Annotated in this window: 20 protein-coding genes; 12 read left to right on the plus strand and 8 right to left on the minus strand. The window is 38.4% G+C overall.

The genetic code is table 11. The features are described from left to right. Positions 1–78 precede the first annotated feature (78 nt). The 3 genes from CPT03_RS19255 to CPT03_RS19265 all read right to left on the minus strand — a co-directional run bounded on the left by CPT03_RS19255 (position 79) and on the right by CPT03_RS19265 (position 2633). Positions 79–1317 carry a DUF4374 domain-containing protein gene (locus CPT03_RS19255; protein WP_099440352.1) on the minus strand — a complete coding sequence of 413 codons (1239 nt, stop codon included), beginning with the start codon at positions 1315–1317 and terminating at the stop codon, positions 79–81. Positions 1318–1331: 14 nt separating this feature from the next. Then, the gene (locus CPT03_RS19260; protein WP_099440353.1) at positions 1332–1967 is read right to left on the minus strand and encodes a hypothetical protein; all 636 of its coding nucleotides are present in this window, start codon (positions 1965–1967) and stop codon (positions 1332–1334) included. A 120-nt stretch (positions 1968–2087) separates the two neighbouring features. Then, positions 2088–2633 carry a sigma-70 family RNA polymerase sigma factor gene (locus CPT03_RS19265; protein ID WP_245869897.1) on the minus strand — a complete coding sequence of 182 codons (546 nt, stop codon included), beginning with the start codon at positions 2631–2633 and terminating at the stop codon, positions 2088–2090. Positions 2634–2785: 152 nt separating this feature from the next. On the opposite strand from CPT03_RS19265, the gene CPT03_RS19270 reads away from it, so the two are divergent. From CPT03_RS19270 to CPT03_RS19325, 12 genes are all read left to right on the plus strand, one after another. Beyond that, positions 2786–4015 (plus strand): enolase C-terminal domain-like protein, encoded by a 1230-nt coding sequence (locus CPT03_RS19270; RefSeq protein WP_099440354.1) that lies wholly within the window; start codon positions 2786–2788, stop codon positions 4013–4015. Between the two features lie 16 nt (positions 4016–4031). Then, positions 4032–5675 (plus strand): sodium:solute symporter, encoded by a 1644-nt coding sequence (locus tag CPT03_RS19275; RefSeq protein WP_099440355.1) that lies wholly within the window; start codon positions 4032–4034, stop codon positions 5673–5675. Position 5676: 1 nt separating this feature from the next. Next, a complete protein-coding gene (locus CPT03_RS19280; protein ID WP_099440356.1) occupies positions 5677–6093 on the plus strand; it encodes an L-rhamnose mutarotase in 417 nt (138 codons plus the stop codon). Between the two features lie 52 nt (positions 6094–6145). Further along, positions 6146–6916 (plus strand): SDR family NAD(P)-dependent oxidoreductase, encoded by a 771-nt coding sequence (locus CPT03_RS19285; protein ID WP_099440357.1) that lies wholly within the window; start codon positions 6146–6148, stop codon positions 6914–6916. 228 nt (positions 6917–7144) lie between these two features. Beyond that, positions 7145–7588 carry a 50S ribosomal protein L13 gene (rplM, locus tag CPT03_RS19290; protein ID WP_099440358.1) on the plus strand — a complete coding sequence of 148 codons (444 nt, stop codon included), beginning with the start codon at positions 7145–7147 and terminating at the stop codon, positions 7586–7588. 11 nt (positions 7589–7599) lie between these two features. After that, the gene (rpsI, locus tag CPT03_RS19295; RefSeq protein WP_099440359.1) at positions 7600–7986 is read left to right on the plus strand and encodes a 30S ribosomal protein S9; all 387 of its coding nucleotides are present in this window, start codon (positions 7600–7602) and stop codon (positions 7984–7986) included. An 18-nt stretch (positions 7987–8004) separates the two neighbouring features. Beyond that, complete coding sequence (rpsB, locus tag CPT03_RS19300) at positions 8005–8835, plus strand: 30S ribosomal protein S2 (RefSeq protein ID WP_048907934.1); 831 nt, start codon at positions 8005–8007, stop codon at positions 8833–8835. Positions 8836–8936: 101 nt separating this feature from the next. Further along, the gene (gene tsf, locus CPT03_RS19305) at positions 8937–9776 is read left to right on the plus strand and encodes a translation elongation factor Ts (RefSeq protein ID WP_099440360.1); all 840 of its coding nucleotides are present in this window, start codon (positions 8937–8939) and stop codon (positions 9774–9776) included. 114 nt (positions 9777–9890) lie between these two features. Further along, positions 9891–11012, plus strand: coding sequence for an N-acetylglucosamine-6-phosphate deacetylase (gene nagA / locus CPT03_RS19310; protein ID WP_099440361.1), 1122 nt, complete (start codon positions 9891–9893; stop codon positions 11010–11012). Positions 11013–11035: 23 nt separating this feature from the next. Beyond that, on the plus strand, positions 11036–11743 hold the full coding sequence (gene pyrH / locus CPT03_RS19315) for a UMP kinase (RefSeq protein WP_099440362.1): 708 nt from the start codon (positions 11036–11038) through the stop codon (positions 11741–11743). Positions 11744–11783: 40 nt separating this feature from the next. Then, positions 11784–12347 carry a ribosome recycling factor gene (frr, locus tag CPT03_RS19320; RefSeq protein ID WP_099440363.1) on the plus strand — a complete coding sequence of 188 codons (564 nt, stop codon included), beginning with the start codon at positions 11784–11786 and terminating at the stop codon, positions 12345–12347. A gap of 84 nt (positions 12348–12431) precedes the next feature. Next, entirely contained in the window at positions 12432–14183 is a 1752-nt protein-coding gene (locus tag CPT03_RS19325; protein ID WP_099440364.1) for an ABC transporter ATP-binding protein, read from the plus strand. Between the two features lie 2 nt (positions 14184–14185). On the opposite strand, the gene CPT03_RS19330 is transcribed toward CPT03_RS19325, so the two are convergent. The 5 genes from CPT03_RS19330 to pnuC form a co-directional block, all read right to left on the minus strand. Next, positions 14186–15460, minus strand: a complete 1275-nt coding sequence (locus CPT03_RS19330; RefSeq protein WP_245869898.1) for an MFS transporter — start codon at positions 15458–15460, stop codon at positions 14186–14188. Positions 15461–15495: 35 nt separating this feature from the next. Then, positions 15496–16128, minus strand: coding sequence for a thiamine phosphate synthase (locus CPT03_RS19335; RefSeq protein WP_099440366.1), 633 nt, complete (start codon positions 16126–16128; stop codon positions 15496–15498). A 4-nt stretch (positions 16129–16132) separates the two neighbouring features. Further along, the gene (locus CPT03_RS19340) at positions 16133–18607 is read right to left on the minus strand and encodes a TonB-dependent receptor (RefSeq protein WP_410522616.1); all 2475 of its coding nucleotides are present in this window, start codon (positions 18605–18607) and stop codon (positions 16133–16135) included. 211 nt (positions 18608–18818) lie between these two features. Then, entirely contained in the window at positions 18819–19346 is a 528-nt protein-coding gene (locus CPT03_RS19345; RefSeq protein ID WP_099440367.1) for an AAA family ATPase, read from the minus strand. Continuing rightward, positions 19330–19944, minus strand: a complete 615-nt coding sequence (gene pnuC / locus CPT03_RS19350) for a nicotinamide riboside transporter PnuC (protein ID WP_099440368.1) — start codon at positions 19942–19944, stop codon at positions 19330–19332. Before pnuC ends, CPT03_RS19345 begins: the two co-directional genes overlap by 17 nt. Between the last annotated feature and the right edge of the window lie 54 nt (positions 19945–19998).

Genomic DNA, 19998 nt, shown 5'->3' on the forward strand with positions numbered 1-19998 from the left:
TGTGTATTTATACTGTAAGTAGCATAACAACAACCTTCCCGTAGGTGGGGAAGCAAAAAATATTAAAATAATTAAACTTTAGGGATTGAGCTTGTCAATGCGCATTATAAAATCGGTGTTTCCGGCTAGTTCAAGGCCTTTCTTTAGGATGCCGGTTTGGATATTGTATGTCCATATAAAGTTTCCCTCAGTGTTTGAGTTTACGGCAATGTAAGCAATGTTGCCTTTTACAATAACACACTCTCTTCTTGTTCCTTTATCCAGCGGAAGGTCTAGTTTTTTAACAACTTTTGATGCGGCCAGATCTATTAAATAAAATTCAAAATGAGCGGCGCTGTAATGATCACTTATTCCTTTAAAAAGATCCTTCCTCTCGCTTCGTATAATAGCTTTGTTATTGCCCAGATACCACATTCCATAGGCATGATTATTTACTATTGAAGAAGATATGTTAATAAAGTAATCCTTATCCAGATGCTCTTCTCCGGCCTTAATTCTGAATATTCCGGTTGGCAAATCAGGACGATTACCTAATGCTATTCCCGGGCACGACATAAAATAATAATTGTTTTGCTCATCGTTAAAGCTATAAGATTGTACCGTATTTATGCCGCCAGGGTAGGTTGAACGGGTGTCCCTGTCAACCATTATCAGGTTCATTTGCGGATAGTCCAATTCAGCAATATAAGTAGTATCGCTGGTGGTATAACTGGATGAGCTTAATTGGTGATGATAGGTATAACCAATAAAAAGATTGTTTTTACGCAACTCAACAAAGCCAATTGACATAGAAGTAAATTTACCGGATGGTTGAGGAATGGCCAGAGTGCCTGATGAAAGCAGATTCATCTTGTTGGTTTCTATAAGAACATATTTTGCTTGTTTAAAACCTTTAACATCTAGCCCCGTTAGCAGCAAAGAATCTTTGCCTGCCCAGAAATAATTTTCAATAGAAAAATCTCTAAGCGGGGTAGATGCAACACTATTCAGCGTTCCATTCTGTAAATTGTACTTAGACAATTCAGCTTTCTTTCTGTTTAGGTGGTAATAGCTGCCATTTTTAACAATGATGTCCCTATCCATTGCTTTAGCATCTAATATTGCACCTTGTTTTTCGGGTAATATCTTTCCGCTATCCAATGAATTGGTTTCAATAATGTATTCTTTGCCATCTTTACCAAGAATATACAGGCTATAACTATTGCCGTCAGGATTGTTGTTTGGCTTCTGATAGCACGATTGGCATAGCGATAAAATAACCGGAACAAATAAAAGAATCGCCCTTTTTAAAGATTTGTATGGAGTTTTTTGTTGCAATGGTGATGTAAGAGTTAGATGCTGAACTGATTAATAATTTGTTTCTGTAATACAGGCGGTAAGTCCATCAGGTTTCTTTCGCTAACTACAATAATTTTATCTCCATCAGTTTTGCCGTTAAGGATAATATAGGTTTGCCCCATTTTTAGATGTATTTTTTTGTCACTTCCTTTAAACTTAAGTTCCACATCTTTTTTAGGCGAAATCAGCATGCTGCCTGAAAGATCAACCGACCCGGTTGCATAGTTTATTTTGGCAAATGTATTTGGGCCAACAGAAATATTATATCCTTTAGAATCCAGATGCCTAACATTTATTGCCGAGGTATTGTCGACTGATACAGATTGAGGAGAGTCATTTTTTAGCTTAAACTGATAAAAACCGAAACCCAATACCCCGAAAACCAATGAGGCGGCAACTACTCCTTTCCAGAACGAAAGTGAATGATTTTTGGTAACGTTTTGATTAGGAAGGGCAGGCGCAATTTCATTCCATATAGAAGCTTTGTGTGCTGCCTTTTCTTCACCAACAGGAAGATCAAGCTCATCTGCTGAGTCGTCTGAAAACAACCACTCTTCTACAGCTTTGCGTTCTGCTTCGGTGCATTCATCTCTATGGTATCTCTCTATCAGTTCTTGATTGATATTCATAATAGTTTACAGTTACCCAAATTTTAGGTCTTATTGGTAAAAGTAATATAACTTATATAAAATTACTGCTTTTAAATGTAAGTAGCGCAACAGTATAATTTCCGTAAGCTTTATTGAAAATTAATTATTAAACGGAGCTAATTTAATTTTAAGTACGCTCATTGCTTTGGTAATGTGGTATTCAACCGCGCGCTCTGTAATTAAAAGAGCTGATGCAATCTCTTTATTGCTAAGGCCTTGTTCCCTGCTCATCTTATAAACTCTTTTGCATTGACATGGAAGTGTATCAACAAGAATATTTACCTTTTCTTTAAGATTATTAAATAAAACATGTTCCTCTGTGCAATTGCTTGATGAGCATGAATATTGCATTTTAATGGTTACGTGTTTCTGCCTGCTAACTTTATTTCTGATGTATTCGAATGTTTTGAACTTGGCCGACCTGATTAAATAGTTACTTACTTTTTCAAGCTCTAACTCATGGCGCCTTTCCCACAGTGATTTAAAAATATCCTGAACCATTTCTTTTGCAGGTTCTATTTCGCGGATATTGTTATAACAAACAGCATAAACCTTTTCCCAATACAGATTATATACGGTTTCGAACATTTGTTCGTCGATCCGGAGAGGATTGGTGCCGTAATCTGTAGTGTTTTTGTCTGACAATGCTCTGGCGATTTGTGATTAGGCGACAAATATAGTTTATTTAGACTTGTTATAAACAATAAGATGAAGAATTATTTAAGGCAATAGAATAATTCATTAAAACAGAAGTATAATTCATTGTTTAAAAAAGGTTAACACGCTAATTTAGCTTTATGATTAAAAAGATAAATATACAGGATGCAAGGTTTCCATTAGCCAAGGGAGCAGGCAGCGATGCCATACATCGCGACCCCATATATTCTTACGCAGTAACGAATCTGCTTGATGATAGTGGTCTTGTGGGAACGGGTTTTGCATTTACTCTTGGAGAGGGAAATGATCTTGTATGCAAAGCTGCACAGTTTTATGCAGAGCAGCTTAAAGGAAGAGATATTGAGGAATTGATGTCTGATTTTGGAAATGTATTTAATCAGTTGTCCAACGAGCAGCAGTTTCGCTGGTTAGGGCCACATAAAGGTATTGTACATTTGGCACTTGCCTCTGTTACCAACGCCTGTTATGACCTTTGGGCTAAAAAGAGAGGGCTGCCACTTTGGAAATTATTAACTGATTTGTCGCCACAGGAAATAGTTAATACACTCGATCTGTCTTATTTGGAAGATGAACTTACGGTTGCCCAGGCTTTACAGCTATTAACTGATAATGAACCGGGAAAGGAATCGCGTAAGCAAATTACTGCGCAGGGCTACCCTGGATATGACACTTCAATAGGATGGTTCAATTATTCAGATGATAAGGTTCGTGAAAATTGTAAAAAGGCCATTGCAGAGGGGTTTACTGCAATGAAACTGAAGGTAGGGAGTACAGATCCTCAAAGAGATATCCGCAGATCGCACATTGTGCGTGAAGTAGCGGGCGATAATGTGAAGGTGATGCTTGATGCAAACCAGCAATGGACATTACCACAGGCGCTAAAAATATGTAAAGAGCTACAGGGTATGAACCCTTATTGGATTGAAGAGCCAACCCACCCTGACGATGTGCTTGCACATAAAACACTTGCCGATGCTATTGCCCCAACTAAGCTGGCATTAGGAGAACATGTGCCAAACCGGATTATCTTTAAGAACTATCTGCAAACCGGATCTGCTGGTTTTATGCAGGTAGATGCAGTAAGAGTGGGTGGAGTAAGTGAATTTATTACCGTAAGTCTGCTATGCCGAAAATATGGAATTCCAGTAGTTCCACATGTTGGCGATATGGGACAGCTTCATCAGCACCTGGTATTGTTTAACCACATTACAATGGGGCATGAGGCTTTGTTTCTAGAGCATATTCCACATCTGCAAAAGCATTTTGTAAATCCGGTAATTATAGAAGGCGGGGTATATAAAACACCAATGGAACCTGGCAGTAGCAGTGACCTGAAGCCATTAAGTTAAACCTCAGAAATTAGGAATGTTAAAATCACTAGACTTAAGTATTACTATCCTCTATATCCTGGGCATTTTAGTCATAGGCTTATGGGCAGGGATCAGCCATCGGCGTAAAAGCAAGGCAAATGCTGCCGGTGAATATTTTCTGGCAGGTAAAACCTTAAAGTGGCCGGCAATAGGTCTGGCACTTTTTGCTACAAATATTTCTACTGTTCATTTGGTAAGCCTGGCGCAAAGCGGATTCGACAGTGGCCTGCTTAATGGTAATTTTGAATGGATGGCTGCTTTTACACTTATCTTGTTGTCGCTGTTCTTTGTTCCATTTTATATTAAATCAGGCGTGGCTACCCTGCCAGATTTTCTGGAAAAACGCTATGATCGTTCCAGTCGCGACTGGCTGGCTATTATTTCAGTAGTCTCGGCAATAATTATTCATATCGCGTTCTCTATGCTGGCGGGAGGTATTGTTCTAAAAACGCTTTTTGGACTAAACATGTATGTAAGCGTAATCGTTATCTGTATAATTACAGCTATTTATACCATTATAGGCGGACTAAAAGCAGTGGTAGTAACCGAGTCTATTCAGACCGTGGTTTTACTTACCGGGGCCTTTATTATTAGTTATGCTGCCTTCCATAAAATGGGCGGATGGGGGCCAATGACCGAAGTGTTGAAAAGCAAAGGTGAATTGGATAAGCTCTCGATGATGCGCCCGCATGGCGATAGCAGCGGCATGCCCTGGTATACCGTATTTTTAGGCTACCCTATTTTGGGAATCTGGTACTGGTGTGCTGATCAGACTATTGTGCAACGTGTGCTTGGTGCTAAAGATGAGAACCATGCAAGAATAGGTCCTTTATTTTGCGGATTTATAAAGATATTACCCGTTTTTATCTTCGTTTTACCTGGGCTACTGGCTTATACTTTAGCGCAATCAGGACATTTAGATGTAAGTAGTTTAGGCCTGGATGATAAGGGGAATGTAAATTCAAAAGGGATCTATACGCTGATGATAACCCAGTTATTGCCATCAGGACTAATTGGCATTTTGGTAGCGGCACTTTTATCTGGCTTGATGAGTCAGGTTTCAGGAGCACTGAATTCCATTTCAACCATGGTGAGTTACGATATGTATCAGCGTTATCGACCTGAAGCATCAGATAAACAATTGATAAGGATAGGTAAAATATCAGCAGGTGTTGCCATGGTGTTTTCATTGGCATTACTGCCTATGCTTGATAAGTATGAAAGTATATTTAGCGGTATTAATGATGTTATAGCCCATATAGCGCCTCCAATTACTTGTGTGTTTTTGCTAGGAGTGTTTTGGAAGGGTGCATCAGCCCAATCGGCTAAATTAACTTTGTGGATAGGTTCAGCTTTAGGTGTAGTGGTGTTCGCCATTAACAAAATATTTCCTGAAACGCTTATCGGTCATATACCTTTTATGATGATGGCATTCTATCTTTTTTGCACCTGTGTGATTATTCAGATAAGTTTTTCTTACATATATCCGGTGCAGCATACAGAAGAAAGTTCCCAGCTCTATTGGAAATCGCCATTGGAACCTCTTCGAGGCCCTGCCTGGAAAGGGTTAGGAAATTATAAAGTATTGTCGGGCTTACTTTTGTTAGTTACCGGGGTGTTGTACTATATATTCAGATAAAATGAAAAAATATCTTCTTATTGTATTTTTTGCCGGCCTTTTTCTGGCGGGCTGTAAAGAGAAAACAGAATCGGTTGATGTAAAACGATTTGGTTCGGTAACAGGGTTAAAACCCGAAAAAATGGACTACTACAAGGAATTGCATGCCAATGCCTGGCCCTCTGTTCTGAAAAAAATAAAGGAATGTAACATCAGGAATTACTCTATCTACCTGCAAAAAATAGGAGATGCATATTATCTGTTTAGCTATTTTGAATACACGGGAGCCAATTTTGATGCTGATATGAAAAAGATGGCAGATGATCCAAATACTCAAAAATGGTGGAAAGAAACAGATCCATGCCAGCAGCCATTACCAGAAACGGCAGCCAAAAAGCAGATCTGGACAAATATGGAAGAGGTTTTCCATACCGATTAAAACGGTGATCTTTTAAATAGTAAATAATTAAAATTTATAGAAAGTATTAAACATGCAATTATTATCCGGTAAAGTTATTTTTCTCACGGGAGGCTCGACAGGGATTGGTTTAGAGTGTGCAAAGGCTTATGCTGAGGCTGGAGCTAATGTGGTTGTTGCTGCATCTTCGGCCCAACCTGTTGCAGATGCCCTGAGTCTATTAGGTTCTTCGCATCTTGGAATTGTATGTGATGTATCGAAAGCTAATGAAGTTGAAAGTGCTATTGCGCAAACCCTGGCGTATTATGGCGGGCTGGATGCAATACACAATAATGCAGGTATTGCATCGCCTTCTAAACCCCTGCACGAAACCAGTGATGAGGAGTGGGAGCAACTTATGAATGTGAATTTGAAGAGTGTACTGCATACAACCCGATTTGGATTTGAAGCATTAAAGGAATCAAAAGGATGTATTTTAAATACAAGCAGCCTTGTTGGGGAGATTGGACAGGACAATCATGCAGCATATACAGCAACTAAAGGGGGGATGAATGCGCTTACCAAATCCATGGCATTGGATTATGCTCAGTATAAAATAAGGGTAAATGCTGTTTTGCCAGCTGGAGTATGGACCCCAATGTTAAGGCAATGGAGTAAGGAGCAATCAAATACAGCATCAATTGAGCAATATCTTGATGATATCCACCCTTTGGGTTATTGCCCTGAAGGAGATGTAATTGCTGATGCCTGTGTTTTTCTGCTTTCGGAAAAAGCAAGATTTATTACAGGAACAATTTTACCGATTAGCGGGGGTGCGGAACTTGGTTATAGATCGGTAAGATAACCCGTTAAACGGGGTAAATTATAAAATGATAAAACAGCGTTTAAACGGTTTTTGATTGTATAAACATTGTATAAACATTGCCTGGAAAAAAATTGATCGCAATAGTTTCCTGTTATTATAATAATATTATTTCTTCAACTATTTGACAATTAAAGATATTACACTATCTTTGCAGTCCCTAAAATTTAGGGGGAATAAATAATTGTTAAACAAATTAAATACAAGCAAGTGAATACGTTAAGTTACAAAACTGTCTCTGCCAATGCAAAAACTGTTAACAAACAGTGGGTTGTTGTTGACGCACAAGGCGAGATTTTGGGGCGCTTGTCATCGAAGATCGCAATGATCATCCGTGGTAAAAACAAGCCTGAGTATACCCCACACGTAGACTGCGGTGATAACGTTATCGTTATTAATGCAGACAAGGTTAAGTTGACAGGAAATAAATTGTCAGAAAAAATTTATACTTCTTACACCGGATACCCAGGTGGTCAACGTTTCATTTCTCCAAAAGAGTTATTGGCAAAACACCCAAAACGTGTTATCGAGAAAGCTGTTCGTGGTATGTTACCTAAAACTAAACTTGGTGCTAAATTATACACCAACTTATATGTTTATGCAGGTTCAGAGCATCCTCACGCGGCACAATCACCAAAAACCATTAAACTTTAATTAAAGAAGAAATGTCAGTTACAAATACTTCAGGAAGAAGAAAAACAGCTGTTGCACGTATCTATTTAAAAGAAGGCAACGGCACTATTACCGTAAATGGTAAAGACCATAAAGTATATTTCCCAACGTTACCATTACAATACATCGTTAACCAATCGTTCGAAGTTTCTGAACTAGTTGGTCAGTATGATGTTACTGTAAATGTAGCAGGTGGAGGTGTTAAAGGTCAGGCAGAAGCAGTTCGTTTAGCTATCGCTAAAGCTATTGTTGAGTTAGATGCTGAGAAAAAATCAGCATTACGTGCTAAAGGGTTAATGACCCGTGATATGCGTATGGTTGAACGTAAGAAACCAGGACGTAAAAAAGCACGTAAGAAATTCCAATTCAGTAAACGTTAATCTTAAGGAGACAAAACAATGGCAAGAACTACATATCAAGACTTATTGGATGCAGGTGTACACTTTGGTCACCTTACCCGTAAATGGAACCCAAAAATGGCGCCTTACATTTTCATGGAGCGCAATGGTATCCACATTATAGATTTAAATAAAACTTTAACTAAAACTGAAGAAGCTGCTTCAGCAATCAAACAGATCGTTAAATCTGGTCGTAAGATTCTTTTCGTAGCAACTAAGAAACAAGCTAAAGAAATTGTTGCTGAGCAAGCAAAAAAAGTAAACATGCCTTTCGTAACTGAGCGTTGGTTAGGTGGTATGTTAACTAACTTTGCTACCGTACGTAAGTCAATCAAAAAGATGGTAACCATCGATAAAATGACTAAAGACGGTACTTATTCAATCCTTTCTAAAAAGGAGCGTTTAATGATTCAGCGCGAGCGTATCAAATTAGAAAGCTTATTAGGTGGTATCGCGGATTTAAACCGTTTACCTGCTGCTATCTTTTTAATTGACGTTAAAAAAGAGCACATCGCTGTTAGCGAAGCGTTGAAATTGAACATTCCAACTTTTGCAATGGTTGATACTAACTCTGACCCTTCAAACATCGATTTCCCAATCCCTGCGAATGATGATGCAACTAAATCTATCTCTTTAATTACTGATGTTATCATCAAAGCAATTGAAGAAGGTTTAGATGAGCGCAAACGTGAAAAAGACGAGGAAACTGAAAAAGAAGCTGTAGCTGCTAAAGCTGCTGCTGATGCTCCTGAAGCTGCTGCTCCTGGTGCAAGAAGAAAAAAAGTAAGTAGCGAAGCTGAAACCGAAGAAGGTACAAGCGAAGAAGCTTAATTAATAATATAATTTGGGTTGTATGCTGTGCGTTGGAGGTTTTACTTACAACTATCACGTACAACCCATAATTTTTGATAATAACTTAAAAAGGAAATAAAATGTCTACAGTACAAATTTCTGCAGCAGATGTAAACAAATTGCGCCAACAAACCGGTGCTGGTATGATGGACTGCAAAAAAGCATTAATCGAAGCTAACGGTGATTTCGAAGCTGCGGTTGATTACTTACGTAAAAAAGGTGCTAAAGTAGCAGCTTCACGTCAGGATCGTGATTCTAACGAAGGAGTTGTTATTGCTAAAGCTACAGCTGATGGCAAACGTGGTGTTGTGGTTGAATTAAACTGCGAAACTGACTTTGTTGCTAAAAATGCTGATTTCGTTGCTTTGGCTAATAAATTTACTGATTTAGCTATTGATAAAAACCCTGCTTCTTTAGAAGAGCTTTTATCTTTAGAAATTGATGGTCAGAAAGTTTCTGATATCATTATCGAAAACACTGGTAAAATCGGTGAGAAAATCGGTATCTCTAAATTCGAATCTGTATCAGGTGAGAAAGTTGTTCCTTACATCCACGGTAACTACCGTTTAGGTGTTTTGGTTGCTTTAAACCAAGATGTTGCTGGTGTTGATGAGGCTGGTAAAGATGTTGCAATGCAAATTGCTGCTATGAACCCGGTTGCTTTAGATAAAGGTGATGTTGATGCTACTACTATTGAGCGTGAAACTGAAATCGCTAAAGAACAAATCCGTGCTGAAGGTAAACCTGAAGAAATGGTAGAAAAAATTGCTGCTGGTAAATTGAATAAATTCTATAAAGACAGTACTTTATTAAACCAGGAATTTGTTAAAGATTCATCTAAAGATGTTCGTAAATTCTTAAATGATACAGCTAACGGTTTAACCGTTACTGCATTTAAACGTATCCAGTTAGGAGCTTAATTGCTTTTAATATAAATGAAAAGAGGGTGTGTCATGATCATGATACACCCTCTTTTTGTGGAGGAAACATTCTATTAAAAACTTTTATATAAGTTTGGGCATAATTGTATTTCTATGTTAGCTATTAAAAATTGTAAGTTCTTTGCCGATGGGTTGCAGGTTGCAGGCCATAATGTTTTAATCGATGGTGGTGAGATAGTGAAAATAAGTACTGAAGAGATTCCTTCCGGATTTAATATTGTAGACGCAGAGGGAAGTTACCTTAGTCCTGGTTTTATTGATCTTCAGATTTATGGTAGCGGAAAGGATCTCTTTTCTGCTTATCCAACTGCAGAAACATTAAGGCAAATGGATTTGGATTTGATAAGTAAAGGAACTACAGGGTTTTTAGCTTGCGTGGCAACAAATAAACCTGAGGTTGTTGATCTGTCTATTGCTGCGGCAAAAGCTTATCGCAGCGAAGCCAGAGGGTTTTTAGGTTTACATTTGGAAGGTCCATACATCAATCCGAAACGAAGGGGTGCCCATATTGAAAAATTCATTTGTAAAGCGTCTCTTGATGAAGTAAAAAGATTGCTTGAATATGCGGATGGAACGGTAAAAATGATGACCATAGCGGCAGAGCTGCAGGATGATGAGGTAATAAATTATCTTGTTGATAATGGTATAGTGTTGTCATTGGGACACAGCGACGCCGATTTTGAACAAGCCACTACCGCTTATAATAGAGGCTTTAAAACCACCACGCATTTATTTAATGCAATGCCTTCTATACATCACAGGTCTCCGAATTTACCTGCAGCAGTGTTTAGTCACTCCACAGCAATGGCAAGTATTATTGCAGATGGAAACCATGTTGATTTTGAAATTGTTAAAATGAGCTATAAGTTGCTCAAAGAAAGAATGTTTTTGATAACCGATGCTGTTACCTCATGTAATATCGGTCCTTATCAGCATCAACTTTCAGGCGAGAAATTCATTACCCCTGATGGAACTTTATCAGGCTCTAATATTACGATGCTGCAAGCTGTGCAAAATTGCGTAGCACATTGTGATATTCCATTATCAGAGGCGATTAATTTAGCTACGTTAAACCCGGCAAGGCTTATGGGACTGAATGAAAAAACAGGTAGTTTAAAGGTTGGCAGCAAGGCTGATTTGGTGTTACTTTCCGATAAATTAGATCTGTTAAAAGTTTTTGCTGAGGGAGTTGAACATTTGAGCCTTATTAATTAAAACAAATAGTTATTTTTGGAGTCATGAAGTATAAACGGATCCTATTGAAATTAAGTGGCGAATCGCTAATGGGCGATAAGCAGTATGGTATTGATAATGAGGTTGTAAAGCAGTATGCTGAAGACATTAAGGCAGTACATGACAAAGGCCTTGAAATAGCAATTGTTATTGGTGGTGGTAATATTTTTAGAGGTTTAAGTGCAGAAAAATCTGGAATGGACCGTGCTCAAGCTGATTATATGGGTATGTTGGCCACGGTAATTAACAGTATGGCTTTGCAGGATGCACTTGAAAAAGTAGGCCTTAAAACAAGATTACTTACGGCAATAAAAATGGAACAGATCTGTGAGCCTTTCATCCGCAGAAGAGCTGTGCGCCACCTTGAAAAAGGACGTGTTGTAATTTTTGGAGCCGGTACCGGAAATCCATATTTTACTACTGACTCTGCAGCTGCTTTACGTGCAATTGAGATAAAAGCAGATGTTGTTTTAAAAGGAACCCGTGTTGATGGTATTTATACCGCTGATCCGGAAAAAGATCCTTCAGCAACTAAATATTCTGAAATTACTTTTAAAGAAGTTTACGCTAATGGGCTAAATGTAATGGATATGACTGCCTTTACACTTTGCGAAGAAAATAAACTGCCAATTATTGTTTTTGACATGAATAAAACGGGTAATTTCATGAAAATCGCTAATGGCGATGGCATTGGTACCCTTGTTAAAAACTAATAACAATATTTTATATAAGTTTGGTTAAATTTTACACATCATGAATGACCTCATAAAGAAACAATTACAAGATGCTCAGGCTACCATGGAAAAAGCCATTTTGCACTGCGAGTCGGAACTGACGAAAATTCGTGCAGGTAAGGCCTCAGCCGGGATGCTGGATGGTATTATGGTTGATTATTATGGAAATCCAACTCCTTTAAGCCAGGTTGGAAGTATCAATACACCTGATGCTCGTACATTGCTTATACAGCCATGGGAAAAAGCTTTGCTAGTTCCTATTGAACGTGCAATTATGGAAGCCAACATTGGTATTAATCCTCAAAATGATGGTATTATTATTCGTCTGGTAGTTCCACCTTTAACTGAAGAACGTAGAAAGGATTTAGTTAAAAAAGTTAAAGAAGAAGCTGAAAAAGGCCGCATCACCGTTCGTAACATCCGTAAAGATGCTAACGAAAAGGTTAAAAAATTGAAAGGCGAAAGTGTTTCTGATGATGAGATTAAAACCGGTGAGGCTGAAGTTCAAAAGATTACTGATGCTTACATTGTTAAGATCGATAAGCATGCTGAAGCAAAAGAGAAAGATATCATGACTGTTTAAGTCAAAGATTATAATCTATAGGTAAATTAAAGGGAATGAGCTTAATGCTTCATTCCCTTTGTTTATTTTTAACAAATTTTACTTATGAAGATCTTATACAGCTATTTAAAAAATTATAAGGGACTGATTGTGCTCGCCTTGTTTCTGGCTGCAGTTAATCAGATATTTTCTTTTCTTGATCCATATGTTTTTCGTCTGATCATTGATAAATACGTTACCAACTATAAACATTTTACTACCGACGAGTTTATAAAGGGAGCAGGGGTACTTATTTTGCTGGCCATGGGTGCTGCAATGGTATCGCGTATAGCCAAGAATTTTCAGGACTACTATGTAAACGTGATTACGCAAAAACTAGGTGCTAAAATATATTCTGATGGTCTTGCCCATTCCTTAGAATTACCTTATCAGGTTTTTGAAGATCAGCGAAGCGGAGAAACATTAGGTATACTGCAAAAGGTTAGAATTGATACGGAGAAGCTTGTTCAGGCGGTAATAAATGTTTTATTTACCAGTATAATAGGGATTATTTTTGTTACGGTTTATGCCATCTCGGTATATTGGGTTATTGCGGTTGTGTATTTCTCGGCCATTCCTTTACTTGGGTTTTTGAGTTCTTTTTTAAGTAAACGTATAAAGAAAGTTCAAAAGAATATTGTAGCAGAAACAACTTCCCTTGCGGGGTCCACTACAGAATCTCTGCGTAATATAGAGCTGGTAAAAAGTCTGGGGCTTGCAAAGCAGGAGATTAACAGGTTAAATACAACAACTACCAAAATCCTGGGGCTGGAGCTTAAAAAGGTAAAATATATACGCAGTTTAAGCTTTATTCAGGGAACGTTTGTGAACTTGTTGCGTAACGGTTTACTCTTTTTAATGATGTACCTCATTTTTGCAGGAAGAATTACCGTAGGCGAATTTTTCTCGTTGTTTATATATTCCTTCTTTATTTTTGGCCCTTTACAGGAGCTAGGTAATATCATCAATATTTACAGAGAAACAGAGGTGTCGCTAAATAATTTTGAGCGGATCATGTCTATTCCAAAAGATAAGAAGCCTGATAATCCGGCTTCTATAGCTAAAATTAAGAAGCTTGAATTTAATGAAGTTAGCTTTAAACACCAATCTGCCTCTACTAATGCCTTACATAGTATTAATTTCGAAACTAATATTGGCGAGACAATTGCATTTGTTGGTCCATCAGGTTCCGGTAAAACAACCCTGGTAAAGCTTTTAGTTGGTTTATATGAACCTAAGAACGGAGCGATTAAGTATAATGGAGTTGCAGCTACAAATATAGACCTGGATGTATTACGAGAAAAAATAGGTTTTGTAACACAGGATACGCAGTTGTTTTCTGGAACTATTAGAGAGAACCTGCAGTTTGTAAGGCCAAATGCAAACGATGAGGAGTGTATGAGGGTGTTACATCAGGCGGCTTGTCAGAATTTACTGGCAAGGGCTGATAAAGGTTTGGATACTGTGATTGGTGAAGGTGGAGTAAAAGTTTCGGGTGGCGAAAAGCAGCGTTTGTCTATCGCCAGAGCATTATTGCGCAGGCCGGATATCCTGGTTTTTGATGAGGCTACATCTTCATTGGATTCTTTAACTGAAGAGGAAATTACGGCAACTATCAGAGAGGTTTCTGATATAGATAACCATATGACGATATTGATTGCTCACCGTTTATCGACAATTAAACATGCAGATAGGATTTATGTGCTCGAAAAAGGCCATGTAATTGAGCAAGGTACCCATGATGAGCTTGTGCTTCAGAATGGGTTATATTATGCTATGTGGAGACAGCAGGTTGGCGAAAGGTTATCTATTGTTTAAGATTAAGTATTCTGCTCGTTTATTTCATTTAGGGTTAGCTTGGTCAAATTTTTGGTTTTAAGGTAGGTAATACCCGCCACAATAATGGTCATGCTACCTCCAAATACTACTGCAGGTACTGTTCTCATCAGCTTTGCGGTTAAACCTGATTCAAACGCGCCAATTTCGTTTGAGGAGCCAATAAACATACTGTTTACAGCTGATACACGCCCTCTCATCTCATCTGGCGTTAACAGTTGCATAATTGTGGATCTGATGATTACACTTACACTATCAAAGGCTCCTTCTGCAAATAGAAGCACAAGTGTTAAATAGAAGTTTTTGGACAAACCATAACAGATGATGCTTGTTCCAAATCCTGTTACAGCTATTAACAGGTTTCTCCATGGCTTGTTCATTGGAGAGAAGCGTGTCATAACCAGCATACTTAGTACCGCTCCAAGAGAAGCGGCAGCACGCATAAACCCCAAGCCTTCTGAGCCTACTTTGAGGATGTCGTTAGCAAACACAGGTAATAGTGCAACTGCTCCACCAAAAAATACAGAAAACAGATCGAGGCTCATTGCACCAAGCATCATTTTATTTTTGAATACAAAGTGTACGCCCTCGGTAAGGCTTTTTACTATACTTTCTTTTGGTATATAGGTGGGTGGATGAGGCTTTAAAAAGAAGATGCAGATAAGTGAAATGGATATAAATGTGAGTATTACACAATAAGTTACTGTAATCCCATAGAACCCATAAATTAGCCCGCCAAATGCCGGGCCCAATATTGAAGCCAGTTGCCAGCTTGAGCTGTTCCAGGTGCTTGAGTTAGGGTATAGTTTTTTAGGGACAATTTGCGCCATTATAGAGAATGAAGCCGGACTAAAAAAGCCCCTTGCTATACCTATTCCGAAAACCATAAGGTACATAATTGGTACAATATAACTTGTGGGGATATATGTGTGCATTTGCTTGGTTGTAGAAACAAGCATTATCAGCGAGCAAAGAAATACTCCAAAAAATATTTTGAGGAGGAGCCCTCGTTTTTCTGATTTATCGGCAACATAGCCTCCATATAATGAAATGCTGATAGCAGGAATGGCTTCGCAAAGGCCAATTAATCCTAAGGCAAGCGGATTCTTGGTTAGATGGTAAATGTGAAAGCCAATAATAACTGCCTGCATTTGGTATGCAAACGTAAAAAAGAAACGCATGCCAAGGTAAGATCTGAAGTCTCTGTATCGCAGGGCGGCGTAGGGATCAGGTTTTTCTATGATTTCGGTATTGTCCAAAAGAAAAAATATTTTGAACAAATGTAGTTGATAGATTACATAATCTTATCATAAAATGTAAGATATGCCTCTCTCATATCTTCAGCCTGATTTATTGCTGCTGAGGCTGCTATCCCAAATATACCCGTTTCTATAAGTGCATCAATATCGTTACTGGTAACCCCGCCAACGGCTAAAACAGGTAAAGTAATATCTTTTTCACTTAGGATTGCTACAGCTTTTTTGTATCCCTCCAATCCAATATGGGGTGCATTATTAGGCTTGGTGGTGGTTTCCCTGAAAGGACCAAATCCGGCGTAGTCTGCTCTTTCAGCAGCAAGTCTGATTAAACCTTCAATGGTGTTAGAAGAACCACCAAGGGTTACGGCCTCGCCTAGTTGTTCTCTAAGTTTTGTGAAATCGGCATCCATATCTTCAATATGAAACCCTTGTATGTCGGCTTTGCCGTTAAGGTGAATGTGATCTGTAACGATTAAGGTGGCTCCCCAATCGTCACAGATTTCAGCAATCACATTGATATCTTCTAAAAGCTCATCGTCATTTTTAGTTAAACAACGGTATTGAATCCACTTTGCTCCGGCTTCGCAAGCAATTTCTACCTGCTCAATATGTGTTAATTGTTCAATATCGTGTGTAATAAAATGTAGTTTTTCGATGAACTTTTTCATAGGGTTAAAATTTCAAATTTAACGAAAGTAAGAAATTAGTTCCGGCTTGAGGGAAGTAAAAGTTCTCTGTTGTGGTTCCCCATGGATAAATAGAGCTATAGGTGTAACCATTGCTTTCGTATTTTTTGTTTAGAATATTATTGGCAAGCAGGCCGATGTTTATATTTTTAATTCCTTTTAGGCTGAAATCGTAGCCAAGTCTGGCATTGTTTACCCAATAAGCATCCAGTTTACGGCTTTCGTTCTGCGTGTTGTCCATGTATTGCTTGCTTACATATTTGCTCTGTAGGGCTATTGCAAAACCAGCTATTGGTTTATAAACCAGTTCACCGAAGATCACCGAGTTTGGCGAGAAGGAAATGTCTGGGTTAGCATAGTTTGTAGCCTGAACATTAATTAGATTAAAATCGCTGTCGTATTCAGATACATAGTCTATGTAATTCTTGATTTTATTTCTGCTGAAGGCAGCATTGGCATTAATGGCAAATTGAGAACTGATAATGTATGAAGCATCCAGCTCCAGGCCAATCCTGTAACTCTTGTCTACATTTTGACGGTAAGCATCCGAGTATTCGTTTATTTCGCCTGTAAAGATTAGCTGATCTTTGTAAAACATGCCGTATGCATTTACACCAACATTAAAATCGGTGTTTTTAAAACGGTAACCTGCTTCTATATTGTTTAAACGTTCTGGCTTGGGAACAGCTAATCCTTCTTTTAGGTTTGTGAAATCATCACGGTTCGGTTCCTTATTTGCAACACTAAATGACGTATAAAAATTACTTAAATCATTTAAGAAATAGGTAGCCCCAACTTTAGGGTTAAAGAAATTGTAGTTGTTATGGAAATCTAAACCCTTACGATTTTTGTCGGTGCCTGTAATATCGTATTTTACATTTCTGTATTGCATATCAGCAAATAAACTTAACTGGCTTACCGGATTATAATTTACTTTGAAATAGCTGTTTAAATCGTCTTTATCACCTTTGCCATCGTAGTAATGGTAATCGTTGGTTGATGTGGATGCATATTGAGCCCATATGATTTCTCCGAAATGTTTACCTCTGTATTGATTATAAGCGCCACCAAGCGTGAAATTTAAATTAGACTCAGGTTGATAATTAAAGGCATAGGTTAGACCATAAAAGTTATTGTCTAGCCAGCGGCGACGAACAAGGTCAGTTTTTTCAATAGTTGTACCACCAACTACAACCGCTGGGAGTCCATATTTTTTAAGTTTTTGATCGTTTTTATATTCTTCAAAATATCCCTGACCTTGCGTTAGGTGCAATGCCCCGTTAAACGAGAACTGCTCGTTAAACTGCTTGGCATACAAAGCCTGATAATGATTTTGCTTGTAATTGTCGTTCTGGTCTTTGTAAAGGAACTGGTTGTATTTTCTATTGTCTGAATTGAAAAGGTTTAAAGAATCTGCTTTGGTATTGTACAGGTAGCCGAGATTGTTGGTGTAGTGCTCCTTTAATGCTTCAATGTCTCCTTTTAGTCTTGCTTCTGGAACACCATTCCAGGCCTGGTAAGTTTCTTCCGTTCCTGAAAATATATTTACACGTAGTATATCGGTTTTTCCGTGGTAGGCACCTGACAGAAAGTATGATTTAAGATTAGACGCTGCACGGTCAATAAACCCATCCGATTTAATTCTTGACAAACGCCCGTCAAAGCTCCATTTGCCGTCTATAAGGCCAGTGCCTACTTTAATAGTGTTTTTAAGGGTGTTATAGCTTCCGTAGGTGTTGTTTATTTCTGCATAAGGGTTTTCTGAGCTTGATAAGGTTTGTATGTTTAAACTTCCGCCGAATGCGCCAGCGCCATTTGTTGAAGTACCCACACCACGCTGGATTTGTACATTATCAACAGACGAAGCAAAATCGGGCATGTTAACCCAGAATGTGCCCTGGCTTTCGCTATCGTTGTAAGGGATTCCATTAATGGTAATGTTTATCCTGCTGGCATCACTGCCTCTTATTCTGATGCCTGTGTAACCTACCCCTGCGCCAGCGTCTGAAGTAACTACCACACCAGGCGTGTTGTTTAGAATGAAAGGAAGATCCTGACCAAAGTTGTTTTGCTCAATATCTGCTTTGCTGATATTTTTGTAAGTGGTTGCAGATTTTTCATTTGCCCGCGTGGCATTTACAATAACTTCGTCGGCAAGTAAAGCAGATTGAGTTAATACAAAGTTGATTGTTTGATCAGAGTTAACAGTAATATTCCTTTCGATGGTCTGAAAGCCCAGGTAGCTTACTAATAATGTGTAATTTCCTTCTTTTAAGTTAGTTAATTCGTATTTTCCTTGCTTGTCGGCAGTTGTTCCGGCAGGTTTACTTTTTAGCTTAATGGTAGCACCGGGTAATGTGGCATTTGATTTTTCGGATACTGTACCCGAAATGGTGAATTGAGCCTGTACCAGAATCGGCAATAGCAACACAGCAAGTGCCGTGATCATTAATTTTTTCACTTTATTGTTTCTTTTAGTTAAACCGCTGTAAGTAAGGGGCACTTACAGCCCAGTTAAACTCCATAACTCCAATCCCTCCGCCGGCATTATCCGGATCAGGTGCATATATCTGTAAACAGATATAATGGGTATGCTCTCAGCCTGCTTTTGTGTTTTTTACAAAACAAGGCACCCCTTTTTGATAGCGCAAAGGTATAGATTTAATTTGTTTTTATACCAGAAACGATTGAACAGCTGTAATTGCATTGCTAATTCTTTCTTCTCCCTGACCGCCAACTTTAACATATAATGCGTTTAAGGCCTTAAGCTCCTGATGCCATACCTGCATAAAATGCTCCCTTTTATGAGGGAAGTCGCGTAACGGATCTTCCTGCCAGGGCAGATCGATATCCATAAGCAGGTATAGATCATAATTGTATTTAGGGAGTGCATCCAGAACAATCTGAGGGGTTTCTCCAAAAACCTCATCGCTCCATATTTTTACAGTAATGAAGGTTGTATCACAGAAGATCAGGTCCTTTTCAGCTATCGCAAGTATGGAATCCTCGAGGGCTAATTGACCATGGAACATGTTTACCTCGTCTTGTAAATTGCAAGATTCAGTTAGGGCAGCACAATAATAACGGGCATATTCTGGTACCCATAAAGTGTTGAAATGCTTTGCCAGCTGTTGGGTAATGGTTGATTTTCCGGTACTCTCTGGCCCAACTATAGCTATCTTTTTAATGGGTTTGCTCACGGTAAGTTCTCCTCCAATCTAAGTAGCCTACAGCGGCAATGTAAACATATAAAGCATACATAATTGCTGTAGCGTACAGATCTTTAGAAATGTACATGCCAACGTATATAATATCAACAAAAATCCAGATCAGCCAATTCTGCAATACCTTCCGTGCAAGAAATACCTGGGCTATTAAACTACATGCGGTACAAAAGCTATCTAAAAAAGGGAAGGAGGCATCAGTGTTCTTTTTTAGCACAAAGCCTAGTATTAATGTGAAAACAATTACTCCTAAAATAGAGAGCATAATTTCTTTTTTGGTAATAATAGTTATTGGTCTTGATGCTTCGGGGTTATTTCTATTTTTACTCCAGAAATACCAGCCATAAACATTCATGGCAAAAAAGTAAAACTGTAAGCCCATATCGGCATAAAGCTTGGATTCGAAGAAGATGAAAATGTAGATTACAACGCTAATTATTGCGATGGGCCAGTTATAGATATTATTTTTGGCGGCAAGCCATACGCATAATATACCCGTAAAAACACCTAGCCATTCCAGGAGACCTGTTTGTAAAAACAACTGTGTAAAACTATCCTTTAAAACATCAACCATTTGCCAAAAGTAAAAAAAATCCGACAGGAAGAAACTCCCTGTCGGATAGTAAAC

The organism is Pedobacter ginsengisoli, from assembly GCF_002736205.1.
Classification (GTDB): Bacteria; Bacteroidota; Bacteroidia; order Sphingobacteriales; family Sphingobacteriaceae; genus Pedobacter; species Pedobacter ginsengisoli_A.

Coding starts and splice junctions, on each gene's coding strand:
- CPT03_RS19260 (WP_099440353.1), bottom strand. CDS start 1,967: ATGAATATCAATCAAGAACTGATAGAGAGATACCATAGAGATGAATGC.
- CPT03_RS19270 (WP_099440354.1), top strand. CDS start 2,786: ATGATTAAAAAGATAAATATACAGGATGCAAGGTTTCCATTAGCCAAG.
- CPT03_RS19275 (WP_099440355.1), top strand. CDS start 4,032: ATGTTAAAATCACTAGACTTAAGTATTACTATCCTCTATATCCTGGGC.
- CPT03_RS19280 (WP_099440356.1), top strand. CDS start 5,677: ATGAAAAAATATCTTCTTATTGTATTTTTTGCCGGCCTTTTTCTGGCG.
- CPT03_RS19285 (WP_099440357.1), top strand. CDS start 6,146: ATGCAATTATTATCCGGTAAAGTTATTTTTCTCACGGGAGGCTCGACA.
- rpsI (WP_099440359.1), top strand. CDS start 7,600: ATGTCAGTTACAAATACTTCAGGAAGAAGAAAAACAGCTGTTGCACGT.
- rpsB (WP_048907934.1), top strand. CDS start 8,005: ATGGCAAGAACTACATATCAAGACTTATTGGATGCAGGTGTACACTTT.
- tsf (WP_099440360.1), top strand. CDS start 8,937: ATGTCTACAGTACAAATTTCTGCAGCAGATGTAAACAAATTGCGCCAA.
- nagA (WP_099440361.1), top strand. CDS start 9,891: ATGTTAGCTATTAAAAATTGTAAGTTCTTTGCCGATGGGTTGCAGGTT.
- pyrH (WP_099440362.1), top strand. CDS start 11,036: ATGAAGTATAAACGGATCCTATTGAAATTAAGTGGCGAATCGCTAATG.
- frr (WP_099440363.1), top strand. CDS start 11,784: ATGAATGACCTCATAAAGAAACAATTACAAGATGCTCAGGCTACCATG.
- CPT03_RS19325 (WP_099440364.1), top strand. CDS start 12,432: ATGAAGATCTTATACAGCTATTTAAAAAATTATAAGGGACTGATTGTG.
- CPT03_RS19335 (WP_099440366.1), bottom strand. CDS start 16,128: ATGAAAAAGTTCATCGAAAAACTACATTTTATTACACACGATATTGAA.
- pnuC (WP_099440368.1), bottom strand. CDS start 19,944: ATGGTTGATGTTTTAAAGGATAGTTTTACACAGTTGTTTTTACAAACA.